Source organism: Mesorhizobium sp. M0621 (genome assembly GCF_040320745.1).
Taxonomy (GTDB): Bacteria; Pseudomonadota; Alphaproteobacteria; order Rhizobiales; family Rhizobiaceae; genus Mesorhizobium.
Window position 1 is genome coordinate 1 of record NZ_JAMYQF010000080.1, and the last position, 22466, is coordinate 22466.

Annotated in this window: 25 protein-coding genes; 9 read left to right on the forward strand and 16 right to left on the reverse strand. The window is 64.8% G+C overall.

What is annotated here, in order from left to right:
• Positions 1-230: 230 nt before the first annotated feature.
• Positions 231-425: a hypothetical protein gene (locus tag NKI38_RS31140; protein ID WP_352664398.1), complete on the forward strand. Its 195-nt coding sequence runs from the start codon at positions 231-233 to the stop codon at positions 423-425.
• 54 nt (positions 426-479) lie between these two features.
• On the opposite strand, the gene NKI38_RS31145 is transcribed toward NKI38_RS31140, so the two are convergent.
• Positions 480-2570 (reverse strand): EAL domain-containing protein, encoded by a 2091-nt coding sequence (locus NKI38_RS31145; RefSeq protein ID WP_352664400.1) that lies wholly within the window; start codon positions 2568-2570, stop codon positions 480-482.
• A 232-nt stretch (positions 2571-2802) separates the two neighbouring features.
• Between NKI38_RS31145 and NKI38_RS31150 the strand changes: the two genes are divergently transcribed.
• A complete protein-coding gene (locus tag NKI38_RS31150; RefSeq protein WP_352664402.1) occupies positions 2803-3264 on the forward strand; it encodes an ester cyclase in 462 nt (153 codons plus the stop codon).
• Positions 3265-3425: 161 nt separating this feature from the next.
• Here NKI38_RS31150 and NKI38_RS31155 read toward each other — a convergent pair whose 3' ends face one another.
• On the reverse strand, positions 3426-3962 hold the full coding sequence (locus NKI38_RS31155; protein ID WP_352664404.1) for a hypothetical protein: 537 nt from the start codon (positions 3960-3962) through the stop codon (positions 3426-3428).
• A 112-nt stretch (positions 3963-4074) separates the two neighbouring features.
• Positions 4075-4401, reverse strand: coding sequence for a DUF1330 domain-containing protein (locus NKI38_RS31160; RefSeq protein ID WP_352664406.1), 327 nt, complete (start codon positions 4399-4401; stop codon positions 4075-4077).
• A 175-nt stretch (positions 4402-4576) separates the two neighbouring features.
• Between NKI38_RS31160 and NKI38_RS31165 the strand changes: the two genes are divergently transcribed.
• Complete coding sequence (locus tag NKI38_RS31165; protein WP_352664408.1) at positions 4577-5269, forward strand: winged helix-turn-helix transcriptional regulator; 693 nt, start codon at positions 4577-4579, stop codon at positions 5267-5269.
• Here the strand turns inward: NKI38_RS31165 and NKI38_RS31170 are convergent.
• Positions 5253-5450, reverse strand: a complete 198-nt coding sequence (locus NKI38_RS31170; RefSeq protein ID WP_352664410.1) for a transcriptional regulator — start codon at positions 5448-5450, stop codon at positions 5253-5255. The genes NKI38_RS31165 and NKI38_RS31170 overlap by 17 nt on opposite strands.
• 122 nt (positions 5451-5572) lie before the next feature.
• Between NKI38_RS31170 and ada the strand changes: the two genes are divergently transcribed.
• The 4 genes from ada (at position 5573) to NKI38_RS31190 (ending at position 8520) form a co-directional block, all read left to right on the forward strand.
• Positions 5573-6703, forward strand: coding sequence for a bifunctional DNA-binding transcriptional regulator/O6-methylguanine-DNA methyltransferase Ada (gene ada / locus NKI38_RS31175; RefSeq protein ID WP_352664446.1), 1131 nt, complete (start codon positions 5573-5575; stop codon positions 6701-6703).
• Between the two features lie 12 nt (positions 6704-6715).
• On the forward strand, positions 6716-6943 hold the full coding sequence (locus NKI38_RS31180; protein ID WP_352664412.1) for a hypothetical protein: 228 nt from the start codon (positions 6716-6718) through the stop codon (positions 6941-6943).
• A gap of 282 nt (positions 6944-7225) precedes the next feature.
• Positions 7226-7780 carry a methylated-DNA--[protein]-cysteine S-methyltransferase gene (locus NKI38_RS31185; protein WP_352664414.1) on the forward strand — a complete coding sequence of 185 codons (555 nt, stop codon included), beginning with the start codon at positions 7226-7228 and terminating at the stop codon, positions 7778-7780.
• Positions 7777-8520: a 2OG-Fe(II) oxygenase gene (locus NKI38_RS31190; protein WP_352664416.1), complete on the forward strand. Its 744-nt coding sequence runs from the start codon at positions 7777-7779 to the stop codon at positions 8518-8520. The genes NKI38_RS31185 and NKI38_RS31190 overlap by 4 nt, the downstream gene beginning before the upstream one ends.
• 21 nt (positions 8521-8541) lie before the next feature.
• On the opposite strand, the gene NKI38_RS31195 is transcribed toward NKI38_RS31190, so the two are convergent.
• The 3 genes from NKI38_RS31195 to NKI38_RS31205 all read right to left on the reverse strand — a co-directional run bounded on the left by NKI38_RS31195 (position 8542) and on the right by NKI38_RS31205 (position 11175).
• A complete protein-coding gene (locus NKI38_RS31195; protein ID WP_352664418.1) occupies positions 8542-9477 on the reverse strand; it encodes a sigma-70 family RNA polymerase sigma factor in 936 nt (311 codons plus the stop codon).
• 69 nt (positions 9478-9546) lie between these two features.
• On the reverse strand, positions 9547-10485 hold the full coding sequence (locus NKI38_RS31200) for an alpha/beta hydrolase (RefSeq protein WP_352664420.1): 939 nt from the start codon (positions 10483-10485) through the stop codon (positions 9547-9549).
• Positions 10486-10587: 102 nt separating this feature from the next.
• The gene (locus NKI38_RS31205) at positions 10588-11175 is read right to left on the reverse strand and encodes a dihydrofolate reductase family protein (protein ID WP_352664422.1); all 588 of its coding nucleotides are present in this window, start codon (positions 11173-11175) and stop codon (positions 10588-10590) included.
• A 146-nt stretch (positions 11176-11321) separates the two neighbouring features.
• Between NKI38_RS31205 and NKI38_RS31210 the strand changes: the two genes are divergently transcribed.
• Both NKI38_RS31210 and dinB read left to right on the forward strand, forming a co-directional pair.
• Positions 11322-11738, forward strand: a complete 417-nt coding sequence (locus NKI38_RS31210) for a winged helix-turn-helix transcriptional regulator (RefSeq protein WP_352664424.1) — start codon at positions 11322-11324, stop codon at positions 11736-11738.
• 135 nt (positions 11739-11873) lie between these two features.
• The gene (dinB, locus tag NKI38_RS31215) at positions 11874-13118 is read left to right on the forward strand and encodes a DNA polymerase IV (RefSeq protein ID WP_352664426.1); all 1245 of its coding nucleotides are present in this window, start codon (positions 11874-11876) and stop codon (positions 13116-13118) included.
• A gap of 14 nt (positions 13119-13132) precedes the next feature.
• Here dinB and NKI38_RS31220 read toward each other — a convergent pair whose 3' ends face one another.
• The 9 genes from NKI38_RS31220 to NKI38_RS31260 all read right to left on the reverse strand — a co-directional run bounded on the left by NKI38_RS31220 (position 13133) and on the right by NKI38_RS31260 (position 22285).
• The gene (locus tag NKI38_RS31220) at positions 13133-13492 is read right to left on the reverse strand and encodes an excalibur calcium-binding domain-containing protein (protein WP_352664428.1); all 360 of its coding nucleotides are present in this window, start codon (positions 13490-13492) and stop codon (positions 13133-13135) included.
• Between the two features lie 133 nt (positions 13493-13625).
• Positions 13626-14651: a cupin domain-containing protein gene (locus tag NKI38_RS31225; protein ID WP_352664430.1), complete on the reverse strand. Its 1026-nt coding sequence runs from the start codon at positions 14649-14651 to the stop codon at positions 13626-13628.
• A gap of 119 nt (positions 14652-14770) precedes the next feature.
• On the reverse strand, positions 14771-16372 hold the full coding sequence (locus tag NKI38_RS31230; protein ID WP_352664432.1) for an FGGY-family carbohydrate kinase: 1602 nt from the start codon (positions 16370-16372) through the stop codon (positions 14771-14773).
• Between the two features lie 201 nt (positions 16373-16573).
• Positions 16574-17302 carry an SDR family oxidoreductase gene (locus NKI38_RS31235; RefSeq protein WP_352664434.1) on the reverse strand — a complete coding sequence of 243 codons (729 nt, stop codon included), beginning with the start codon at positions 17300-17302 and terminating at the stop codon, positions 16574-16576.
• Between the two features lie 22 nt (positions 17303-17324).
• On the reverse strand, positions 17325-18584 hold the full coding sequence (locus tag NKI38_RS31240) for a sugar ABC transporter permease (protein WP_352664436.1): 1260 nt from the start codon (positions 18582-18584) through the stop codon (positions 17325-17327).
• The gene (locus NKI38_RS31245) at positions 18581-19402 is read right to left on the reverse strand and encodes an ATP-binding cassette domain-containing protein (RefSeq protein WP_352664438.1); all 822 of its coding nucleotides are present in this window, start codon (positions 19400-19402) and stop codon (positions 18581-18583) included. The genes NKI38_RS31240 and NKI38_RS31245 overlap by 4 nt, the downstream gene beginning before the upstream one ends.
• A 90-nt stretch (positions 19403-19492) precedes the next feature.
• Positions 19493-20557: an ABC transporter substrate-binding protein gene (locus NKI38_RS31250; protein ID WP_352664440.1), complete on the reverse strand. Its 1065-nt coding sequence runs from the start codon at positions 20555-20557 to the stop codon at positions 19493-19495.
• Positions 20558-20824: 267 nt separating this feature from the next.
• The gene (locus NKI38_RS31255) at positions 20825-21709 is read right to left on the reverse strand and encodes an AraC family transcriptional regulator (RefSeq protein ID WP_352664442.1); all 885 of its coding nucleotides are present in this window, start codon (positions 21707-21709) and stop codon (positions 20825-20827) included.
• A 282-nt stretch (positions 21710-21991) separates the two neighbouring features.
• Positions 21992-22285: a DUF982 domain-containing protein gene (locus NKI38_RS31260; RefSeq protein WP_352664444.1), complete on the reverse strand. Its 294-nt coding sequence runs from the start codon at positions 22283-22285 to the stop codon at positions 21992-21994.
• Between the last annotated feature and the right edge of the window lie 181 nt (positions 22286-22466).

Here is a 22466-nt window from a genome sequence, read left to right on the forward strand (position 1 = left end):
CTCGACAACCAGAGAGAAGACGGACAAACCCCGTTTTACGGGGCATGCACATGCGGCATTTCGATTCACTCAAAACTTTCCCCGGACAGCCCTGCACGAGGGGGGAGATCGCAGCATCACCGCCGCGCCCTCCTTCTGTGGCATTTGAATAAAAGCCACCTGTGGATATTTACTTCGCGTTCCGCCAGGCCCGGCAAGATGCAAATCAGGGCGGGATCATGGAGGGACCATTGACCAGCGATTTTTCAGCCGCCCGCATCCACCTCGAACGTACCTATCACTATCTGCAAGGCAATGACGAGACGAGCCGCGCTGCCTGTGACGCCCTCGATCTGTTGATCGAAGCGGTGGCGGAAGCACAGCATAGGCGACCCGAGGCTGGCGTGCTGGAGTTTCCGCGATCGACGGCGCGGCGAACCGGTTAGGATGTGTTGCGTTTCAGGTTGGGCCGGCCTGACCTGAAACGCGGCGCAGCGGGATCACGATGCCTTGCGGGCCGGCTCGGTCGCGCGCGAAACAATCGCCTCCAGCGGCTCCGGCCGGTGCAACAAAAACCCCTGACCGTAGGCGACGCCCATGTCGCCGAGCATCGTCAGCGTTTCCTGCCGTTCGATCTTCTCGCCGACTACGTCGCAGCCGAGGCTGCGGGCGATGCTGGTGATGGCCAGCACGATTTCGCGGTCGAAGCGACTTTGCGTGATGTGCTCGATGAAGGAACCGTCGATCTTGATCGTGTCGACGGGGAAGCGCCTGAGATATTCGAACGAACTCATGCCGGCGCCGAAATCGTCCAGGCTGACCCGACAGTGCCGCTCACGCGCCTTGCGAACGAACTGTTCGGCGGCGTCGAAATTGGTGACGGCGGCGGTTTCGGTGATCTCGAAGCCGATGCCCGAATGCGGCGCTCCGGTCTCTTCGATGATGCTGTCGACGAACGCCCACAGCTGCGGATCGCTCAACGTCTGCGCCGACAAGTTGAAGCCGAGCGTCAGCGCGCCCGAGCGCAAGGCGGCGCCATGGCGCGACAGCGCGGTGCGGATGATCCAGCGGTCGAGCCGCGACGCGATACCAAAGCGCTCGGCCACCGGAATGAACTCGCCGGGCGGCACCAGCCGGCCGTTGCGTGCGATGAGCCTGGCCAACACTTCGACATGGCGGCTTTCCTGCCAGGGCTTGCCCAGCAGATGGATTTCCTGGCCGAACAGTTTCAGCCGTCCGTCTTCCATGGCATCAACGGTGTCGGCGGCGACGCGCGCGGCATTCAGCCCGCCCGATCCCGCTTCCGCTGCCGTGGAGAACACCGCGAAACGGTTGCGTCCGGCAGCCTTGGCCGCATAGCAAGCGTCGTCGGCGCAGGCGAGCGCGTCGGCGACGGTGGTGCTGGCATCGTCGATGAAGGCGATTCCGATCGAGGCCGCCAGCTTGCGGGTCGACACTGCCCGGCCGAGATCCGCCTCGCGCACGGCGCCAAGCACGGCAGCGGCGATCCTCTCGGCCTGTACGGCATCGCAATGTGGCACCAGCAGTGCGAATTCGTCGCCGCCCAGCCGCGCCGCGTGTGCTGTCGGCGGCAGGCAGCCGCGGATGCCGGCTGCAACGCTCTTCAGCGCCAGGTCGCCGGCGGCGTGGCCGGCAAAGTCGTTGAGCGCCTTGAAGTAGTCGAGATCGACATAGAACACCGCCAGCGGCGCACCCGCCACGATATGGTCGGCGAGCAGCCGGTCGAAGGCGGAGCGGTTCCACAGGCCGGTCAGCGCGTCGTGGCGGGCGGCATAGGCGAGTTCCTGCTCCCGCTCCTTGTCCTCGGTGATGTCGCGCACCGTACCGAGGATCTGGCCGGCAGCACCCGCACCGGTGATGAAGCGCACCAGCGATTCGACATGCCGGACCTGGCCGTCCCGCCGGATGATACGGTATTGCGAGGCCGTGACACCGTCCGAGCCGGGCGGCGGCAGGTGGGCCTGCTCAGTGGCCTCCTTGTCGTCGGGGTGCAGATAACTGTGCCAGAGGCCGGCCGTCACCTCGTCGGTGTCGGCAACGAGGCCGAATATGTCCCTGGTGCGGGCGTCCCAATAGCTCCTGTTGGTGGCGATATCGTAGTGCCAGATGCCGGTGCCGCTGGCGGCGAGCGCCAGGCGAAAACGCACATTGACCTGCTCGAGCTCGGCTTCGGCCGCCTTCTGCTTGGTGATGTCTGTCTGCACACCCATCAGCCTGAGCGGTTTTCCGGTCGCGTCGCGCTCGACGATGCCGCCGCGATCGAGCACCCACACCCAGTGGCCCTGCTTGTGCTTCAGCCGGAGTTCGGTCTCGATGGCATCGGTTTGGCCAGCAATGTGGCGGTCGCCGCTGGCCAGCGCCCGCTCGCGATCGTCGGGATGGGTCAACTGCAGCCACAGGTCGCTGGTGTTGGCCAGTTCGCTCTCGTCATAGCCCAGCATCCGCGCCCAGGTCGCCGAATAGAAGCAGTCGCCGGTGCGAAGATCCCAGTCCCAGACGCCAAGATGGGCGCGTTCCAGGGCCTTGGCCCAGAACGTTCCATTGCGACTCTTCTTGTCCCGACCAGCCATCGTCTGTTTCGCTCATCCTCGCCGCTGGGCAATCTGCGGCAAAACCAGAGAAGAAAGCGTTACTTGGGCTGAGACAGGCGGTTCCGTGCCTCCTGACCTGCCACCTCTGCACTCTCGCCTTTCGATTGGCCGGCAAGAACCGGAGTTTTGTGCCCGCCGGATCGTCCTAGTCATGGCTCCAGGTCGTCGGCCAATCCGATGATCGCGTTGCAGAGACAAAGAGGACCTTCCAATGACTAGCCAAGAAGACAATAAGGCCGTCGTCGTCAGATGGTTCACCGACTTCTGGGGTGAAACCTGCGACCTGTCCGTCGTCGACGACATTGCCGCGCCCGACATGCTGCTGAAATACTCGCTGCACGAGCCGCGCCGCGGTCGCGACGACATCAAGGCCTTCATGACCGACTTCCGCGCCGCCTTCCCGGACCTCAACTTCTGGGCCACGGCCGACCTGATCGCCGAGGGCGACTATGTCGTCGGCCAGTGGGAGGGCGGCGGCACGCACACCGGCCCGGCCTTCAGCGATTTCCTCGTCGGCTCGCTGCCCGCCGCCACCGGCCGCACCATGCGCTTCACCGGCACCACCGTGCTGAAGGTGGTCGACGGCAGGATCGTCGAGGAGATCGGCCTCGACGATGGCGTAGCCGCTCTTACCCAGCTCGGCCTGATCAAAACCGCTGATCGAGCCGCATGATTGAACGTGGGTCATCGCCGCTCAGGCGATGCCCTCGATCGTGATAGGAGCTTGACGACAAGCAGCCTGCAACCGTTGAAATCCGGAGCATCCCGACTGTCGCGGGAGAGCGGCCAGGCGGCATTGGCGCCGCCTGGCTTCATAGCTTGCCGGCCCGGCGCTTACTGGCTAGGAGCCGTCGCGTGCTCGCATGACACTTTCGGATTCATGTCGGCAAAAGTGCCGGTCGGGTTGCCCTTCCAGGCCCAGACATGCAGTTCGTAGAATTCACCCAGGCCATAGCGGTTGGGCGCGCTGTTGAAGTTGAACAGCTGGCCGTCCAACGACGCCGGCCCCTTCGAGGAGATGTATTCGACCGCCACCAGTTGCAGCGTTCCGTCGGCCATCGGCTCGTACATCACGGCTTCGGGACGGGCGATGTCGATCTTGTCGTCCTTCAGATACTGGCCGTTGACATAGTGGATGCCCATGGCGCCGCCGGTGATGCCGCTGGCGCAGGGAATGGGCGAATAGCCCTCTGATGTAGCGGCCTTGACGTCGAGAAACCGGCTGTTGGCAGCCCGAACCTTGTCGGCCAGCGGATTCGGAACGGACGCAAACGCGGCCGCTTCCTGATGCGCCTGTGCGAGGCTGGTGCAGACGGCCAGCATGGCCCCTGCCATGAGAAGTCTGTTGCGTAAGTTCGATATCATCTTCATTCCATTCTTCTTGAAAAAGCACAGCTGGCCGGCCGCCGAAAATACGGAGGCCCGGCAGGCAAGCGCTGTGACTGTTGTTGCTTGGAGATCCCAAAAACGATGCCAGGAATGGTCATCCCTTTGGCAGATACGGGATCGTTCCGGCCAGATCGGTGTTGTCGATCATCTGGAAACGGCTTTCGCTGCCGCCCTGACGGGCCGAAACGAAGGGTGCATAGGCCGGATCGTTGGTGAAGGCGCGGGCCGCCGCTTCCGACGGGAACGCCATCAGGGCGATCAGCGTGGTGTCGAGCGGCTTGCCTTCGAGCGTCTTCACATTGCCGCTGCGCGACAGATATCTGCCGCCATGCTTGTGGACGAGGTCATGCACCGATGCGGCGTAGGCCGGCACCCACTGCGGGTCGTTTATCTTGATGTCTGCGATAACGTAAGCGGTCATGACAGTCTCCTGGTTGCGGTGCACAGGGTATCCCGTGCAACCGGCCAAAGAGCTCGCATGGCAAGGCGCTCGCCAACCAGTCCGCGATCTGTACTGGGGTAGTACAGTTTCCGTACTGGCCGCCTCATTCATGAAGGCCTAATGTTCGACCCAAGTTGGAGGGAGAGGCACAATCATGACCCAGCACGGATACAAACAGTTCTGCCCGCTATCGATGGCCGCCGAGGTGCTGTGCACCCGCTGGACGATGGTGCTGATGCGTGAACTGGTGGCTGGTTCGACCCGCTTTAACGACCTGCGCCGCGGCGTCCCCAAAATGTCGCCAACCCTTCTGTCGCAACGGCTGAAGGAGCTTGAGATCGCCGGGATCGTCGAACGCGGCGAGGTTCAGGGCGAGAAGGGGATCTTCGACTATCGGCTGACGGAGGCCGGCCGGGATTTGCGCCCGGTCGTCGAGGCGATGGGCTTCTGGGGGCAGAAATGGGTCGAGTCCCGGCTGTCGCTCAAGAACCTCGATCCGTCGTTGCTGATGTGGGACATGCGGCGCAATTTGAACCCCTCGCCGCTGCCCGAGGGGCGCACGGTGATACAATTTCTGTATCAGGATCTACCGGCGTCCAAACGCTCGTGGTGGCTGATCGTCGAGAAGCACGGCGAGGTCGATCTGTGCTGGTACGATCCGGGCTTCGACGTCGACCTCTACGTCTCGACCGACCTGCACACGATGACGGCGATCTGGATGGGATTGCTGACCGTCGAGAAAGCCGGCGCGAAGGTTGCACTGACCGGCGACCAGGCCATCGGCAGGAAGATGCAGACCTGGCTCGGGCTCAGCCCGTTCGCGGTGGAGCCTAAGCGCGCGGCATAGGAGAGCCGGGGGCTTCGATCGGATAATGCTCACCCTCATAAGCCTCGATCAGAGTTGCGAGAACGTCGAAGTGGCCACCATCGAGAGAGCCGACCTCCGGCTCATTCTCGAAATATTTGGTGATTTCGGCGATCGCCCAATCGTAATCGGCTTCGGTCTTAATGGGTCGAATGTTTTCCATCACACCTTCTCCGGATCAATCTTGTTATACTCTTTGTGCGTCCCGACGAACAGGCTTGCACCCTCCTGACAGTTGGCAGGAAACGGGTGGCGGGGCCGGCTTTTGGCGGCTTCAATGCGGCCATGTTCATCACCCTGGCCAAGAATCTGAAATCCGCGCCGCTGCCGGTCGCCGACGATCCGCGCTGGGCGCGCATTGTCGCCCGCGACAAGTCTGCCGACGGCGAGTTCTGGTATTCGGTGGCGACGACCGGCGTCTATTGCCGGCCCTCCTGCCCCTCGCGGCGCGCCAACCCCAGGAATGTGCAGTTGCACGGCACGCTGGAACAGGCCAGGGCGACGGGCTTTCGCCCGTGCCGGCGCTGCAATCCCGATGGCCCTTCGCTCGAGGCCGGCAACGCCGCGATGGTCGCCGACGCCTGCCGCAGGATCGAGCAGAGCGAGGCAGAGCCGTCGCTCGCTGAACTGGCTGATGCCGCCGGCCGCAGCGCCGGTTATTTCCACCGTATCTTCAAGGCCGTTACCGGGCTGACGCCGAAGGACTATGCCGCCGCGCACCGCGCCGCCAGGGTCCGCCGGGGCCTGGAAGACGGCGCCAGCGTGACGACGGCGATTTACGATGCCGGCTTCAATTCGAGCGGGCGTTTCTACGAGAAATCGACCGGCATGCTCGGCATGACGCCGACGCGCTATCGCGCCGGCGGTGCCCATGAGGAGATCCGCTTCGCCGTCGGAGAATCCTCGCTCGGCGCCATCCTGGTCGCGTCCAGCCAAAAGGGCGTCGCCTCGATCCTGCTCGGCGACGATCCGGACGTGCTGGTGCGCGACCTGCAGGATCGTTTCCCCAGGGCACGGCTGATCGGCGGCGACCGCGACTACGAAGCACTGGTCGCCCGCGTCGTCGGTCTCGTGGAAGCGCCGGCACTCGGCCTCGATCTGCCGCTCGACGTGCGCGGCACCGCCTTCCAGCAGCGCGTCTGGCAGGCCTTGCAGGACATCCCCATCGGCCGCACGGTTTCCTATGCCGAGATTGCAGAGCGCATCGGCACGCCAAAGGCCACCCGCGCCATCGCCGCTGCCTGCGCCGCCAACAATCTCGCCATCGTCATCCCTTGCCATCGTGTGATCCGCAAGGACGGCGCCCTGTCCGGCTACGCCTGGGGCGCGGAGCGCAAGCGCGCGCTGCTCGACCGTGAGGCGGCCGTCGGATCGAGCGTGGTGAGGACACCCACATACCGGTCTTCGCGGGTCTGACGAGGACCCGCGATGCGCGCGATGGCAAGCTCTCCCGATGCGAACAGCCAGACCCGCAACGGCGCGGTAGCCAGCCGCAGCATCCAAGACGCGAAATCACGGGTGATGGCCGCCATCGGCGAGCTTGTCGATGGCGGCAAAGCCGAATGGAGCCGCACCGCGACCGGCGAGATCGAGCTGCGGCTGTTGACCGGAGAGGTGTTCGTGCTTGGGGAGATGTTCGTCACGCGCGTCGAATGAGCACCATCCGCGCTCTACGGCGCCCCCCTCTGTCCTGCCGGACATCTCCCCCACTTGTGGGAAGATTGGCTGTCATCGCGGCCTTCGCCAATCTCCAGCGTTTCAGGACGAGAGCCGGCGCCGGAACTGCCAATCTCCCTCCTTGTGGGGGAGATGTCCGGCAGGACAGAGGGGGGCGCCGTAGAGCACCTACCTTGGAGATTCGAATTTGAAAGCAAGCACCGGAGTGAGACACGGCTGGCACGTGGCTAGGGTTCAGGCACAGACAAAGGAGTAAAGGCAATGAACCTCATGCAAACCGATATGCCGGCGACAGCCACCAACGTCGCCGCCCTCGACACCATCGTCTACGCCATCGGGCAATCCGCGATCGGCAACATCCTGGCGGCGCGCAGCGATATCGGCGTCTGCGCCATCCTGATCGGCTCGGACGCCGATGCGCTGGAGCAGGACCTTGGCCATCGCTTCCCCGGCAAGATGCTGGTCGAAGACGAGCCAGCCTTGCGCTACGATCTCGCGGCACTAGCGCGCTTCATCGAAACGCCGGCCACCGGCCTCGACCTGGCGCTCGACATGCGCCACGGCACACCATTCCAGCAACAGGTCTGGGCCGCGTTGCGCGCTATCCCGTGCGGCGCCGCCATCACCTACACCGCACTGGCACGCCGCATCGGTCAGCCGGATGGTGCCCGTGCCGTGGCAACGGCCTGTGCGGCTAACACCATCGCGCTCGGCATTCCCTGCCACCGCGTTGTCCGCACCGACGGCACGCTGTCGGGCTATCGCTGGGGCGCCGAGCGCAAGCGCACTCTGCTCGACAAGGAGGCTACGATATGAACGCCCACGCCAAGGTTGCCACATCCGTGGTCGAAGCCGCCGAGACACGCGTCGCCGGTTACGACTGGCCGGCGCTTGCCGCCGAACTCGACGGCTTCGGCTGCGCGGTGATTGAGAAATTGCTGTCGCCTGAGGAGTGCCGCCGGATCGCCGGCCTCTATCCCGAGGAGCAGCATTTCCGCAGCCATATCCATATGGCCAGGCACGGCTTCGGCAAGGGCGAGTACCGCTACTTCCGCTACCCCTTGCCCGACCTGTTGGGCGGCCTGCGCAGCGCGCTCTATCCCAGGCTGGCCGAGGTCGCCAATCGGTGGAACGAGCGCATGGGGCAAGCCATGCGCTACCCCGCGACGCATGCGGCGTTTCTCGAACAATGCCATGCCGCAGGCCAGACGCGACCGACGCCGCTGCTGCTGCAATATGTGCCCGGCGACTTCAACTGCCTGCATCAAGACCTCTATGGCGACCTCGCCTTCCCGCTGCAGGTGGCGATCCTGCTTTCCGAACCGGGCCGGGATTTCACGGGCGGCGAGTTCGCGCTGACCGAACAGCGGCCGCGCATGCAGAGCCGTGTCGAAGTGGTGCCGCTGCGCCAGGGCGATGCCGTTGTCTTCGCCGTCCACAACCGGCCGGTGCAGGGAACCAAGGGCAATTACCGCGTCAATCTGCGCCACGGCGTCAGCCGCCTGCGCTCAGGCATGCGCCACACGGTCGGCATCATTTTTCACGATGCGAAGTGAGTGTCATGGAGGAGGGGCGCTTCATTCCGCGTCCTCGGAGACCATATCCAGGATCCACGGACATGCATAATAGTCGGCGATGCGGTCGATCAGACCGCCGGCGGCATGGATCCGCACCAGATACGCCGGCCGCCAGACCTCGCCATGCAGCCTGTCGACAACCAGCACGATCTCCCCTTCGATCGAGCCGGGCCGCATGCGCCAGGGCAGCTCGCTGCGTTCATATTCGACGAAGTAGGGCGAGCCCGACAGCAAGCCATTGTAGCAGTCGGAAACCCGCAGCCGCGCATCGGCACTGGTCAGCGCCCGTACCCCGTCCCAGTCTCGCTTGTTGAACAATTCGACGTAGCGGCCAAGAAGCCGCGCCAACTCGGGGTCGTGTGCGGGTGCCGCGACCGGTTGCGCCGGCAAGGCGGCGAGCTTGGCACGGCCACGATTGAGCGCCGACTTGACGCCACCTGACGTCGAGCCGACCAGATCGGCGATCTCCTCCAGCGAATGGTCGAAGACATCCTTGAGCAGCACGCAGGCGCGCTCCTTCGGCGGCAGGTGCACCACCAGCCGCTCGATGGCACGGCCGGCGCCCGGACCGGCGGGCTCGACAGGCAGCACGACCTCGTCGCCGGCATAGCCGGCCTCGGCCCGCTGCCGCGCGCGGCGGCTTCTGATGAAGTCAATGCAGCGGTTGTGGGCGATGCGGAACAGCCAGGGCCGCAGCGCCTGCGCATCGTCGAGCCGTTCGATCTTGCGATAGGCCTCGAACAGCGCCTCTTGCATGATGTCCTCGCCATCGAGGACCGAACCGGTCATGCGCGCGCAGTAGCGGTGCAACCTGACGCGCAGATGCGAAACGGTCGCCAGGAACGCCGCGTAGCGCAGGTCGTACAGCCCTTCGGGGTCGAGACTCGGTTGCATCCCTTGCGATGTCTGACGGGAATTGCGGATCTGCTGGTTCATCGCGGCACCACCACACCTTTGCGCAAGCGCCACGCTTCCACAAGTCGACACGATCAGCTAGGCGCATGGTCACGCCGCCCTGTCGCCGGCAGCCTTGCTGGCATCCGGCAGGCCCAGTCTCGGTCGCACCCAAGCGGCCAGGCGGCCGATCGCGTCGTCGGCTTCCGGCGCCCGGCCGGCCATCATCTGGAAAGAGTGCAGCATGCCGTCAAAGACATCGAGCCGCGTCTCAACCCCGGCCAGCCTGGCGCGCTCGGCGAACATGCGGCTTTCGTCGACCAGCGTCTCGTCCGCACCGGCCTGCAGGAACACAGGCGGAAAACCGGTGAGGTCGGCATAGAGAGCGCTGACCTCCGGATCGAGCCGGTCGCGGTCACCGATGAAGTTGGTCACCAGCCAGTCGACGGCGGCCTTAGCGAAGGCCGGGTCCTTGTCGCGGTTGGTCTCGTAGCTGGCGGCGGTCAGCGCCATGTCGAACCAGCCGGAGATGATCAGCGTGGCAACGGGCAGCGGCCGCCCTTGCGCACGCAGCCGCTGCAGGACGCCATAGGTCAGGATCGCGCCGCAGGAATCGCCGGCAAGCGCGATGTGGCTGGCATCGAAGCCCCGATCGGCGAGCCAGTTCCAGACCTTCATCGCCGCATCGAGCTGGGCCGGATACTTGGCCCGGTGCGCCAGCGGATAGTCGTAGAGCAGCGCCCGACAGCCGACGGCCTTGGCCAGATGCCCGACCAGCTTGCGGTGCGTATAGATCGAGCCGCCGATGAAGCCGCCGCCATGCGCATAGAGCAGCACACGCCCCTCGTCGGCGCCCTTCGGCACCGTCCACATCGCCGGCACGCCGCCGGCATCGACCTCGATATAGTCGACGCCGCCGGGTTCGCCGGTCAGTGCTGTCCAATGCGTGTCGTTGTGGTCGATGATCGCTTGCGGGCTGGTCAGCTTGCCCGCATTGGCGGCGATCGTCGCGTAGTGGTTCCTGTTCGCCTCGCTCTGTATGCTCGCCATGTTGGTCTCCCGAGTTACGGATCGCGGGCTGCGCGACCTTCAAGGACAGAGACGAACGGGCGGACAAAAAGGATACGTCAGGTCCCGGATCTTCTCTCTCCCTCACCCCACCGATCCGTAACGGTTGACCACCATGCCGCAGGCATAAGCCTTCGAGCCGAGCAGTCGCAGGGTCTGGAAACCGCCCTGATCGAAGATTCGGCGGCCCGCGCCCAGCACCGCCGGATTGATGAACAGCTGGAACTCGTCGACCAGCCCGGCAGCGATCAACGCGGAGGCAAACCCCGCGCCGCCGAAGACGGCCATGTCGCCGCCCTCGCCCGCCTTCAGCGCATTGACTTCACGCGGCAGGTCGCCGCTGGCCAGCATGGTGCGCTCCCAGGCCGATTGCTTGAGCTTGTCGCTCAGCACCACCTTCCGGGTGTCGACGACGCGCTGCGCGAAAGCGTAGAACGGGTCGCGCGGAAATTTCTTCGCCGCATTACCCCAATGGGCAAGATAGCCCTCCTGCGCCATCTTGCGGCTGAGCAGGATGGTGTCGATGCCGGCGAACACAGCGTTGAAGTCCTGCTTCAGCTCGTCGTCCCAAGCGCTCTCGTCACCCCATTCCCAGAGCTGCCAGGCATGGTCCTCATGGGCGCCGACAAAGCCGTCGACCGACATCTGCATCTGAAGGATCAGCTTTTTCATCGTCGTTCTCCTCGTCTTGTCCGGCTCAAAGCGTGCAGGCGAAATTGCAGGGCAGCATGATCAGTGTTAAATAGTTTACATTTGGAACCATTGACACGGAGCGAGAACAGTATCAATAGTAAAGTGATTTAAAAATGGAACCATAGATGTCGACGCGCGAAAAATCCGGCTGCCCGATCAACCTGTCGCTCGAACTCGTCGGCGACCGCTGGACGCTGCTCATCATCCGCGACCTGGTCTTCGCCGGAAAAAGGCACTTTCGTGAATTCCTGCAATCCGACGAAGGCATCTCATCGCGCACGCTGGCCGAGCGGCTGCAGACCCTTCAGGACGAAGGCATCCTCACCCGCAGCGACGACCCGACGCATGGGCTGAAAACGGTCTACCGGCTGACCGAGGCCGGCATCGACCTGCTGCCCATACTGGCGACGCTCGGCGCCTGGGGCAGCAAACACCGCAAGGCCGACGATCATCTGGCGCGGATCGCCGAAGAGCTGGCGGCGGGCGGCGAGCCCGCTCTGGAGGCCATGAAGGCGGCGCTGCGGGCGGGGCATATCGCCTAGGCGGTCGCAATCCCGGACCTGAGAAAAGCAGCACTGCAGCGGATGGGCTCCAAGAAACCACCTCCTGCTTGACAATCACCCCCTTTTGTTCTCTATTTGTTCGTGTCTATCAGCAACTGTGGATGTGCCTTCGGGATGGAAACGACAGCCACCATCCTGCATGCCGATCTCGACGCCTTCTATGCCTCCGTCGAGCAATTGCTCGACCCGTCGCTGCGCGGCAAGCCGATCGCGGTGGGCGGCGGCGTGGTGCTCGCCGCCTCCTACGAGGCGCGCGCCTTCGGCGTGCGCGGCGGCATGCCGGGGCGCAAGGCGCGCGAACTCTGCCCGCAGCTGATCTTCGTCGGCGGCAATTTCAGCCACTACCAGCGGCTGGGCGATGCTGCGATCAAAGTGCTCGACTATTTCACGCCGCTGGTCGAGCGCATCTCCATCGACGAGGCCTTTGCCGATGTCGCCGGCTGCACGCATCTGTTCGGCTCTCCACAAGAGATCGCAACGATCATCCGCCGCCGGGTACGCGCCGAACTCGGCCTGCCGATCTCGATCGGCGTCGCCCGCACCAAGCATCTGGCCAAGATCGCCTCGCAGGTGGCCAAGCCCGACGGGTTGGTGGTGGTCGAGCCCGGCAGCGAGCTTGCTTTCCTGCACGATCTGCCCGTCGGGCTGATGTGGGGCGTCGGCCCGGCGACCAGGGCGCGGCTGGCCGAAATCGGCGTCGAGACCATCGGCCAGCTGGCCAGGACCCACAGCGGCGCGCTGACGCGGCTGCTCGGTCCCGCCGTCGGCGAAAAGCTCGCCGCCCTGTCATGGAACCGCGACCCGCGAAAACTGGAGACGAAGCGCCGCGCGCACTCGGCCGGCGCGCAATCGGCGCTCGGCCTGAAGCCGGCGGTGTCGCGGGTCATCGTCCCCACTCTGCTGCATCTGGCCGACCGCGTCGCCAGCCGGTTGCGCGCCAAGGCGCGGCCCGGCCGTACGGTGACCGTGCGCGTGCGCTTTGCCGATCTGAGCGCCGTTACGCGCTCGATCACGCTGGACCAGCCGATCTCGGCGACAACCATGCTGGCCGAGATCGCCGGCGACCTGGTGCGCGGCGTACTCGCCGACCACCCGCATGACACGATCTCGCTGCTGGCGATCTCGGTCTCGCATCTCGAGGAAAGCTTCGAGCTGCAGCTCGAACTGCCCCTCGGCCTCGCCGATGAGAAACGCAGGCCCGGTACCAGGAAAGGCCTGGCACGCTTCGACGCCGACCGCGCCATCGACAAGATCCGCGAACGCTTCGGCAAACAGGCGGTCGGCTACGGCACGGTGGCGCTGGAAGCGGCGCGCTCGGTTCCGGATGAATTCAGGGAACTGGCGGAGAAGGAGCTGTGAAGCAAAGGCAAAGGCTATGGGCCGGTACGCGAGTAACGATGGACCCGGACACCACTGGAGCTTGCCCCGTGCCAAGGGCTTGCCCCGTGCCAGGGCTCGCAGGCTATGCCGTCGTGGTCGGCATCGTGAGTCGGCCAATAGCCAGGTTCGCCCCTGTGCGCAGAGGCGAGGCCAACGGCACGGGCGGCGGTGCAGTTCGGGAACGCGGCAAGGTGCCTCAGCACCGAGAGAGGTGAATCAAACCGAATGCCGACGAAGCCATAGACGATATAGCCCGACAACAGAATGAACGGCGCGAACAAAGCCACCCATCTCAGCCTGCCAAGGCGGCGACGGTGATAAGGTGAAGGCCATCGCAAGAATGGCAGGAGCATCCCCGCCAACTCCCCGGTTGAAGTGCCCGAACCAGACTAACGTCACCCGGATACAGTAGCAATAACGCCCATCTCCGATCGGTTCTCGGGTTCAGAGCGTGGCTATTGGTGGCGGGTGGCGACACTTTCAGTTCTACGCCTCGCCATCCCAATAGCGCCTCACCGCGGCCATGTCGAAAATGCCGTCGCGCCGGCGCAAGGCGTCCACCGCCATCTTGTTGGAATCGGGATAGACGCAGACCTCATTGGGGTTGTGCTCGCCGATCATCAAATAGCGGCACGGTCCGCTACCGCTGTTGAGGAAGGAATGCCCGACCGCCAGGCCAGCGGGAAAGCAGACATAGTCGCCCGCTTTCATCTCGTGGCGCTCCTCGCCAAGCAGCAGCGTCACCTGCCCTTCCAGGATCAGCGCATGCTCCTCTTCGAGCATATGGTAGTGCCTGGGCGCCAAGCGCATGCCGGGGGCCGGCGCCTCGATCAGCATGCCGACGCGATAATCGGACCGGCCCAGAGCGGCATAGGTCAGATGCCTGGACCGGCCGCCGAACTGCGGGCCCTCGCCTTCGACCTTCCATTCGACAGCATCGCTGGCGATCGGCGGGATCGGCGCGGCCGGGGGTCTGGTGACACCGGTCGTCACATCCGACGGCGACGGATCGCCGGCGGCAAGGCCGGTGTGCTCGCCGTCCCAGTAGCTTCGGGTTGCCGCGAGATCGAAGATCGCGCGACTGCCCAACGCGCGCACCAGCACCTTGTTGGAGGCGGTATAGACGACGACGTCGTTCGGGTTGCGCTCGCCGACGATGACATAGCGGCATGGCGCATCGCTGGTGTTGATCAGGCAATGCCCCGCCGCCGCACCCGCCGGAAAGCAGATGTAGTCGCCTGCCTTCATGGCATAGGCGGCGTCGCCGACATAAGCGGTGAGCGTCCCTTCGAGGATGAAGACATGCTCTTCCTCGATAATGTGGTAATGCGCCGGCGAGGTCTGCTTGCCCGCCGGCAGTTCCTCGATCGCCACGCCGACATGATAGTTTTCGCCAAGGACGGCCAGCGACAAATGCCGATAGCGCACGCTGAAGCGTGGCACGTCCGACCATTCCGTCCATGGCACCTCATCCGATGCGAATGGCACGGGCGGTTTCGCTTCGTCTGCCATCGAGCCTCCTGGTCCTGCCGCCCTGTCCTCGTCGCGACAGAACAAAGCTGCCAGCTTCCGGCATCATCGCCAAGCGGTGTTCGCCACACTCCTGACAAAGCCGGACAGAAGCCGCCCGTTTAACCCCTGATCGCCTTGCCGGCCTGCTGCAGCAGCTCGAACGCCGCGAAGCGCTTGGCATGCCAGCCGGCCAGCGTAGCGTCGGGATGATAGACCTCGCCGAGTTCCGACATGCCGGCCATAGCCGTCGCGACATCCTTGTAGGTTCCCGCGGCGACAGCGCCCAGCATCGCCGAGCCGAGCAGCACAGGCTCCGGCGAGGTCGACGCGACCACCACCATGCCAGTCGTGTCGGCCAGCAGCTGGCGCACCAGCGGGCTTTGGCCAGCGCCGCCGCTGACGACGATGGTGTCCACCGGGATGCCTTTCTCGTGCTCGGCCCGCACGATCTGGCGCGCGCCGTAGCCGAGCCCGCAGACGCCGGCGACATAGAGCCCGACCAGGCTGTCGAGACTGGTGTCGAGATCGAGCCCGGCAAGCAGCGCACGCGCGTCCGGATCGGCGAAGGGCGCGCGGTTGCCGAGGAATTCCGGCACGACATGGATGCCGCCGACCAGGGCCGGCGTCGCCGCCGCGCCGTTGCGGCTTTGCGCCTGCAGAGATAGCCAGGCGCTGAGGCTGAGGCCGTCGGCCTGCGCCCTCGCCGTGGCTTCGCCGCTTGCCGCGTGCATGCGCACCAGATGATCGATCGCTGCACCCGCCGCCGATTGGCCGCCCTCGTTCAGCCACAGGCCCGGCACCATGGCCGAGAAATACGGACCCCAGACGCCGTCGACGAAAGCGGGCTGCGCGGTCGACGACATGGTGCAGGCCGAGGTGCCGAAGACATAAGCCATGCGCGACAGAACGCTGCCGAACGCGCCGCGCGCGCCGACCGTGCCGACGCCGCCGGCATGCGCATCAATCAGTCCGGCCGCCACCGCGGTGCCGCCGACGAGCCCAAGGTCCGCTGCTGCCTGCGCGGTCAGTCCACCACCGAGTGCGGCACCTGCCGGTACGATCTCGGTGCCGATGCGGGCGAACCCCTCATCGGCAAGCGCGCCAAGGCCAATCTTGCGGAAATAGGCCTCGTCCCAGCGGCTCTCATGCGCCAGATACGTCCATTTGCAGGTCACCGTGCAGACCGAGCGCGCAAGGCTGCCGGTCGCCCGCCAGGTAAGGAAATCGGCGAGGTCCATGAACTGCCATGCGGAGTCGAAAGTGGCGGGCAGATTTTCCGCCAGCCACAGGAGTTTCGGCGTTTCCATCTCCGGCGAGATGACGCCGCCGACATAGTTCAGCACCGCTTCGCCGCTGCGGTTGATGCGGCGTGTCTGCTCGACCGCGCGGTGGTCCATCCAGACGATGATGTTGCGTTCGGCATTGCCGGACGGGCCAACCGGCAACGGCACGCCGCCCTGGCCCAGCACCACCAGCGAACAGGTGGCGTCGAAGCCAATGCCGGCGATCGCCTCGGGCGCTACGCGCGATCGAGCGACAGCTTCACGCGTGACCGCGCACACCGCCCGCCAGATGTCATCGCTCGACTGCTCGACAATATCGCCGGCCTCCCGCCAGACCTCGATATCCTGCTTGGCCGAGGCAAGCAGGTTTCCGGATCGGTCGAACACCCCGGCCCGCGCGCTGCCGGTGCCGACGTCGATGCCGAGATAGTGGGGCATGGAGAACCTCCGGTTCAGGGAATAGGGAATAGGGAATAGGGAATAGGGAATAGGCAGTAGGCAGTAGGAGATTAGTAGGGATAGGGACGCGCGAAGCGTTTTTGAGCGAGGCCAGTAAGACTGTGTCTACATCTTCCCTACTGCCTACTGCCTACTGCCTACTGCCTATTCCCTATTCCCTATTCCCTATTCCCTACTGCCTCACAAATCATTGCTCTGCGGCAAAATCACCAGATCCCGGATCGTCACGTTGCGCGGACGGGTCAGCATGAACATGACGGCCTCGGCCACTTCACGTGGCTGCATCAGGCCGCCGGCGGCGAGCTCTTCCTCGAGCTTGGCCTTCGGCCAGTCGTCGACCAGTGCCGTCACCACCGGGCCGGGCGCTACTGCGCCGACGCGCAGGCCGTGCTTGGCGACCTGACGGCGCACCGTGTGGACGAAGGCCTGCACGGCGTGCTTGGACGCCGTGTAGATCGGCTCCCACACCACCGGGACCAGGCCGGCGATCGAACTGGTGACGATGATGTCGCCGGTCTTGCGTTCGATCATGTGCGGCAGCACCGCCTGGATCGAGCGGAAACAGGCATTGATGTTGAGGTTCAGCATCCGGTCCCAGGCGTCGGGATCCCCGGTCGCCACCTCGCCGCCGACATAGGCGCCGGCATTGGCATGGAAGATATCGAGCTGGCCGGCCTTCTCCAGAATCTGCGGCATCATGGTGGCGACGCTTGCCGGCCGCATCAAGTCGATCACCAGAGGGATCGCCTTGGGGCCAAGCTCGGCACACAGTTTGTTCAGCGTCGCCTCGGCGCGGTCGACCAGCACTACGGTGGCGCCGGCCGCCAGCATATGCCTGGCGCATTCGAGACCGATGCCTGATGCCGCGCCGGTGACGGCGGCAACTTTTCCGGACAGTTCTTCGCTCATGTCTTGCTTCCTGTTGATGGGTTCAGGCCCGGCCATGCGAGACACGCGAGCGGCGTGCCAGCGAGTCGACGATGACCGCAATGGCAAGCACGGCGCCGGTGATCATGTACCGAAGCGACGAGGACAGATCGAGCAGCGTCAGGCCACTGGCGATCGACTGGATGACGATGATACCGAGCAGTGCCGAATAGGCGCTGCCGCGGCCGCCGAACAGGCTGGTGCCGCCGATGACAGCCGCCGCGATGGCGTTGAGGTTGACGTCGCCGGTGCCGGCCTGCTGGCTGGCCGAGGCAAGGCGCGCCGCCGACAGCACGCCGCCGAAGGCCGCCAGCATCGAGCACAGCACGAAGGCGCTGGAATAGATCAGCCGCACATTGATGCCGGCGCGCCTTGCCGCCTCGCGGTTGCCGCCGACCGCCGACATCGAGCGGCCCCATTTCGTCCGCGTCAGCGCGTAGTGCATTGATATGACCAGGCCGACGAACAGGCCGAACATCCACGGAATGCCGCGCGCCTGGTTGAGATAGAAGACGATGAGTTCGAGAATGACCGTGATGGCGACCGCTCGCGTGATGAGACCGCTCGTCGAACGTGCCGACAAATTGGCGGCGCGGCGGCGCGCAACGGTGCGCAGGCCGGTGATCAGCATGACGATGCCGGGAACGGCCGCCAGCCCGAACGACAAGAATTTAGGCATCACCAGCAGCTGGCCGAAATTCACCAGGTTCGAGCCGTAAGGGAGGTTGATCGAGCCGGTCGAGCCGAGGATGTAGAGCTGCAGTCCAAGCACCGCCAGCAGGCCGGCCAATGTCGAGACGAAGCTCGGCATGCCGAGCCGGTTGAACAGCAGCGCATAGAGCGCGCCGATGAAGCCGCCCACGGCGATAGCGGCGAGAATGGCGAGCGCCACCGGCCAGCCCTGGTTGACCCACAGCGTGCCGACCATCGCCGAGGCAAAGCCGCTGATCGAACCGACCGACAGGTCGATCTCGCCAACCATCAAAACGCAGACGATGCCGAGCGAGATGACGCCGACTGTCGAGCAATCGAACAGCAGATTGACCAAATTGCTGCTCGACAGGAAGATCGGGTTGATGCTGGCGAACACCGTCCAGATGATGACTAGCCCGACGATGACCGGCAACGAGCCGAGATCGCCGGAGCGGACCCGGTCGAAGAACCTGCGGATGGCGCCGCCGACCCCGGCCTCGTGCTTGACGCGCACGTCGGCGCGGTCGAGCTGCGGCGGCACGGGGGCGGCCTGTTCGGCTTCGCGGCTCATGGGTGGGGCTCCTGGGTTTGGTCTTGCCTAGCCTGTCTGCGCTCGGCGCGTCGTGACACCGAATTGTTCGACGCGCCGGTGATCGCGCTGACCAGTTCCTGGTTCGAGGCATCGGGCGAGAAAATGCCGTTGTTGCGGCCGAGCCGCAGCACGACGATGCGGTCGGCGACGGCGCGCACGTCTTCCATATTGTGGCTGATGATGACGACGCCGAGGCCACGGTCGCGCACCCGCTCGATCAGATTGAGCACTTCCGCCGTCTGCGCCACACCGAGCGCCGCCGTCGGCTCGTCGAGCAGGATAAGCTTGGGTTCGAGCAGCAGCGAGCGGGCGATCGCCACCGTCTGGCGCTGGCCGCCCGACAGCGACGCGACCACTTCGCGGACACTCGGGATGCGCGCCGAAAGCTCGTTGAGCAGCGTCCAGGCGCGCACTTCCATCGCCACCTCGTCCAGCCGCAGCGGACTGAGTTCGCGGCCGAGGAAAATGTTGGCGACGATGTCGAGGTTCTCGCACAGCGCCAGGTCCTGGAACACGGTGGCGATGCCGAGCGTCAGCGCCGCACTCGGATCGGCCAGCGTCACCTGCTTGCCGCGGTAGCTGATGCTTCCCGAACTCGGCTGATGCACGCCGGCCAGGATCTTGACCAGTGTCGACTTGCCGGCGCCATTGTCGCCGACCAGCGCCACCACCTCGCCGGCATGGACGTCGAGATCGATGTCGGTGAGCGCCGAGACGGCGCCGAAATGTTTCGAAATGCCGCGCAGGCTGAGCACCAGCTCGCCTGTCGGAACCGGTTCGTCCGGGGTTTCAATCATGCCAGTGACCTTTCAAAAAACCGGTTCGAGGAAGTGCGCTGTCTGGCCACCGCGCGGGTGGCCAGACAGCGGAGCGGGCAAGGGTCGCGGTCAGTTCCCGATGCCCAGCTTCTTGCAGCCTTCCGCATAACGATCGACGCAGAGTTCGGCCGCGGTGTTGATCTTCTTGTCTATGATCTCGGCCTTCAGGTTCTCCTGCGTCACCACGGCCGGCGTGAACAGCTGCGAGGGTGTGTCGTACAGCGTCATCTCGGCCTTCGGCGTCTCGCCCGAAAGCAGCTTGATGGCGACGTTGGCGGCGGCCGCCGCCACGATCTCGCTCGGCTTGGAGATGGTGTTGTACTGGTCGCCGGCGATGATCAGCTGCAGTGCCGCGATCGTCGCGTCATTGCCGGTCACTGGCGGCACCGGATCGACGCCTGCCGCCTTGAAGGCCGCGATGGCGCCGCCACCGGTGCCGTCATTGGCCGCGACGACGCCGAGTATCTTCGGCCCGAAGCGGGTGATCTGGCCGCCGGCCCACTGCTGCGCCTTCGGCGGTGCCCATTCCGGCGTGTCGTATTCGGCCAAGATCTGGTAGCCGCTGTTGTCGAGGCCTTCATGGATGCCCTTCTTGATCAGGCCGGCCGCCGCGTCGGTCGGCGAGCCGTTGATCTGCAACACGCCGCCGGTGGCCGGATCGACCTTCAGCGCCTTCAGGTGCTCGACCAGCGAGTCGGCGATGGCCTTGCCGATGCCTTCATTGTTGAACGAGACATAGAAATCGGCCGGTGCTGTCGGGATCGGCCGGTCATAAGCGATGACCTTGATGCCCTGGCTCTGCGCCAGCTTGACCAGCGAGGCGGCGGCGGTCGAGTCGACCGGGTCGAGCACGATCGCCTTGGCACCCTGCGAGATCACCGAGTTGAACTGCTGCTGCTGGCGTGAGGCGTCGGCATCGGCGTTCTGGTAGAGCACCTTGCAGCCCGGGCACAGCTTCTTCATCTCGGCGGCGAAGCCGGGATAATCGTGCTGTTCGTAGCGGGTCGAGGCCTGGTCGGGCATCAGGAAGGCGACGGTGGCGTCGGTGACGGGCTCGGCAAAGGCGGCCGTGCCACCGAGGAGAGAGAGTGCGAGCGCTGCCGCACCGGTCGATTTCCAAGCAAATCTGGTCATTCGAATGTCTCCGTTTCAAAAAATGGTTTCACGAACCTGAGCGCCGCATGGCGCCAGGATTGACTGCACGTCGGACTGTTTCGAGGAGTGTGATCCGCGCCCTCTGACGGATCTGCGTCAGGTAGTCGTGAACGCACCTCCTGGATGATCGTGGACGATCAGCCCGTATTGCTGGATTTCAGGACAAGCGATCTCCAGCACGGGGCGCCTCCAACGCACCCCGCGTTATTCCTTCCCTAATTCTCGGCTCCTCCCGGTTCCTCCCTGTTAGGCGGCAATCTCCGCATTGATGTTTTCCGCCAGCAACGTCCTGAAGCGCGAAGGCGACATGCCTTTCTGCGCCAGGAACTGGCGGTTGAAATTCGAGATGTTGTTGTAGCCGGCGGCGAAGCAGATCTCGGTGATCGACATCTGGCCTTCGCTCATCAACAGCTGGCAGGCGAGGTTGATGCGCAGCCGGTTGACATATTGCACCAGCGCCATGCCGGTGTGGCGGCGGAAGCTGCGCGAAAAGGCGCTGGGGCTGCGTCCGGCGATCTCAGCGAGGTCGCCTTCGCTGAACGGCTCGGTCAGATGCCCGTTGATATAGGCCAGCGCCTTGTTGATGCCGGCCGACATGAAGCCCGACGGGTCGGGAAGATAACCGGCGCTGGTCAGCGTGCGCACGTCGCCGGCACGGCTCAAAATGTCCAGCACGCCCATGAACAGCGAGAGGCGGCGCACGCCCTGCGCCTCGACCAGTTCGGCAAGCAGCGGTGCGGCAAGCTCAGCCGTCGCCGGCGAGAACAGTGCGCCGCGACGGCTGGTTTCCAGGATACCGGCGCAGGCGGCAAGTTCGGGAAGGGCCGCCGTCGATTCGGCGATGAATGCTTCCGAGAACTGGACGACACGTCCGCGCAGCGGCACACTTTCGCCCGGGGGTACGTCGCTGACCCAGTTATGCGGCAGATTGGGGCCGGTGAGCACCAGATTGCCCGGCTCGAACTCGCCGATAAAGTCGCCGACGAAGTAGCGGCCGGTGGTGGCGACGACAAGGTGGATCTCGTATTCAGGATGGAAGTGCCAACGCACGGTGCGGAAGGGATAGCCGTGAGCCCACGCCTTGAACGACTCACCGTGTCTGATCTGGACGACTTCCAAGTCCGGATTCATGCCTGTTCCTCCCGACACCGGTCCAGTCATGCGACCAGTTGCAGTGTCCTCTCCGCAGGCCGCGTATGCCGCTCTCTGCAGTGATCCAAGCTTAGGCGGCAATCCCTGTCGCCGCCACCACGGTCTGTCCATCTGACCGATACTTTTTTGACGTTTTTGTGGTCAAGAGAACGGCTGCTGGGAAAGATGGCTCAGGCTGTAAAGCCGCCAAGGAACCCGGAGCCCATGGCTGGCGGTTTCTTCCGAACCATCGACAACGCCCGGATCGGTCATGCGTCGTCGTCAGCTCACCTCGTGCAGCGCATCATTCGCTACCGCTGCCGGCGGAGCCATATCCGGCACAAGTATGTCGTTGCGGCGTCCGAAAGTGACCAGGGTGGCCCGCACCGTCTCCGCATCGATCTCACCGGCGATGCCGGCCCTGCAAGCGTTGAGCGCGACGGCATGTGCGCCATTGCGGCTGGCGGCCGGCCAGTCCTGCAGCAGGGCATAGGCTTCCATCACGCTGTCGATCTTCCTCGGAAGACCCATTCCGACCAGAAGGGTGACCGGTTCCTTGAACTGCCCATGATTCATCGCTCGTGCCTCCTCTCGATTGTGCAGGACCTGCGGCGGACCGAAGACCGAAGAGCGCAGCCCGCCGGGGCTAGGGTGGGTGGGGCTAGCCCGGATATCTCACACAGTCTTTCGGCGCGAGGCTGGCGGCAGCGATTTTGCCGGCGCTTGAGCTGCGGGCAAGGGATGTCGGCCGCTTGGA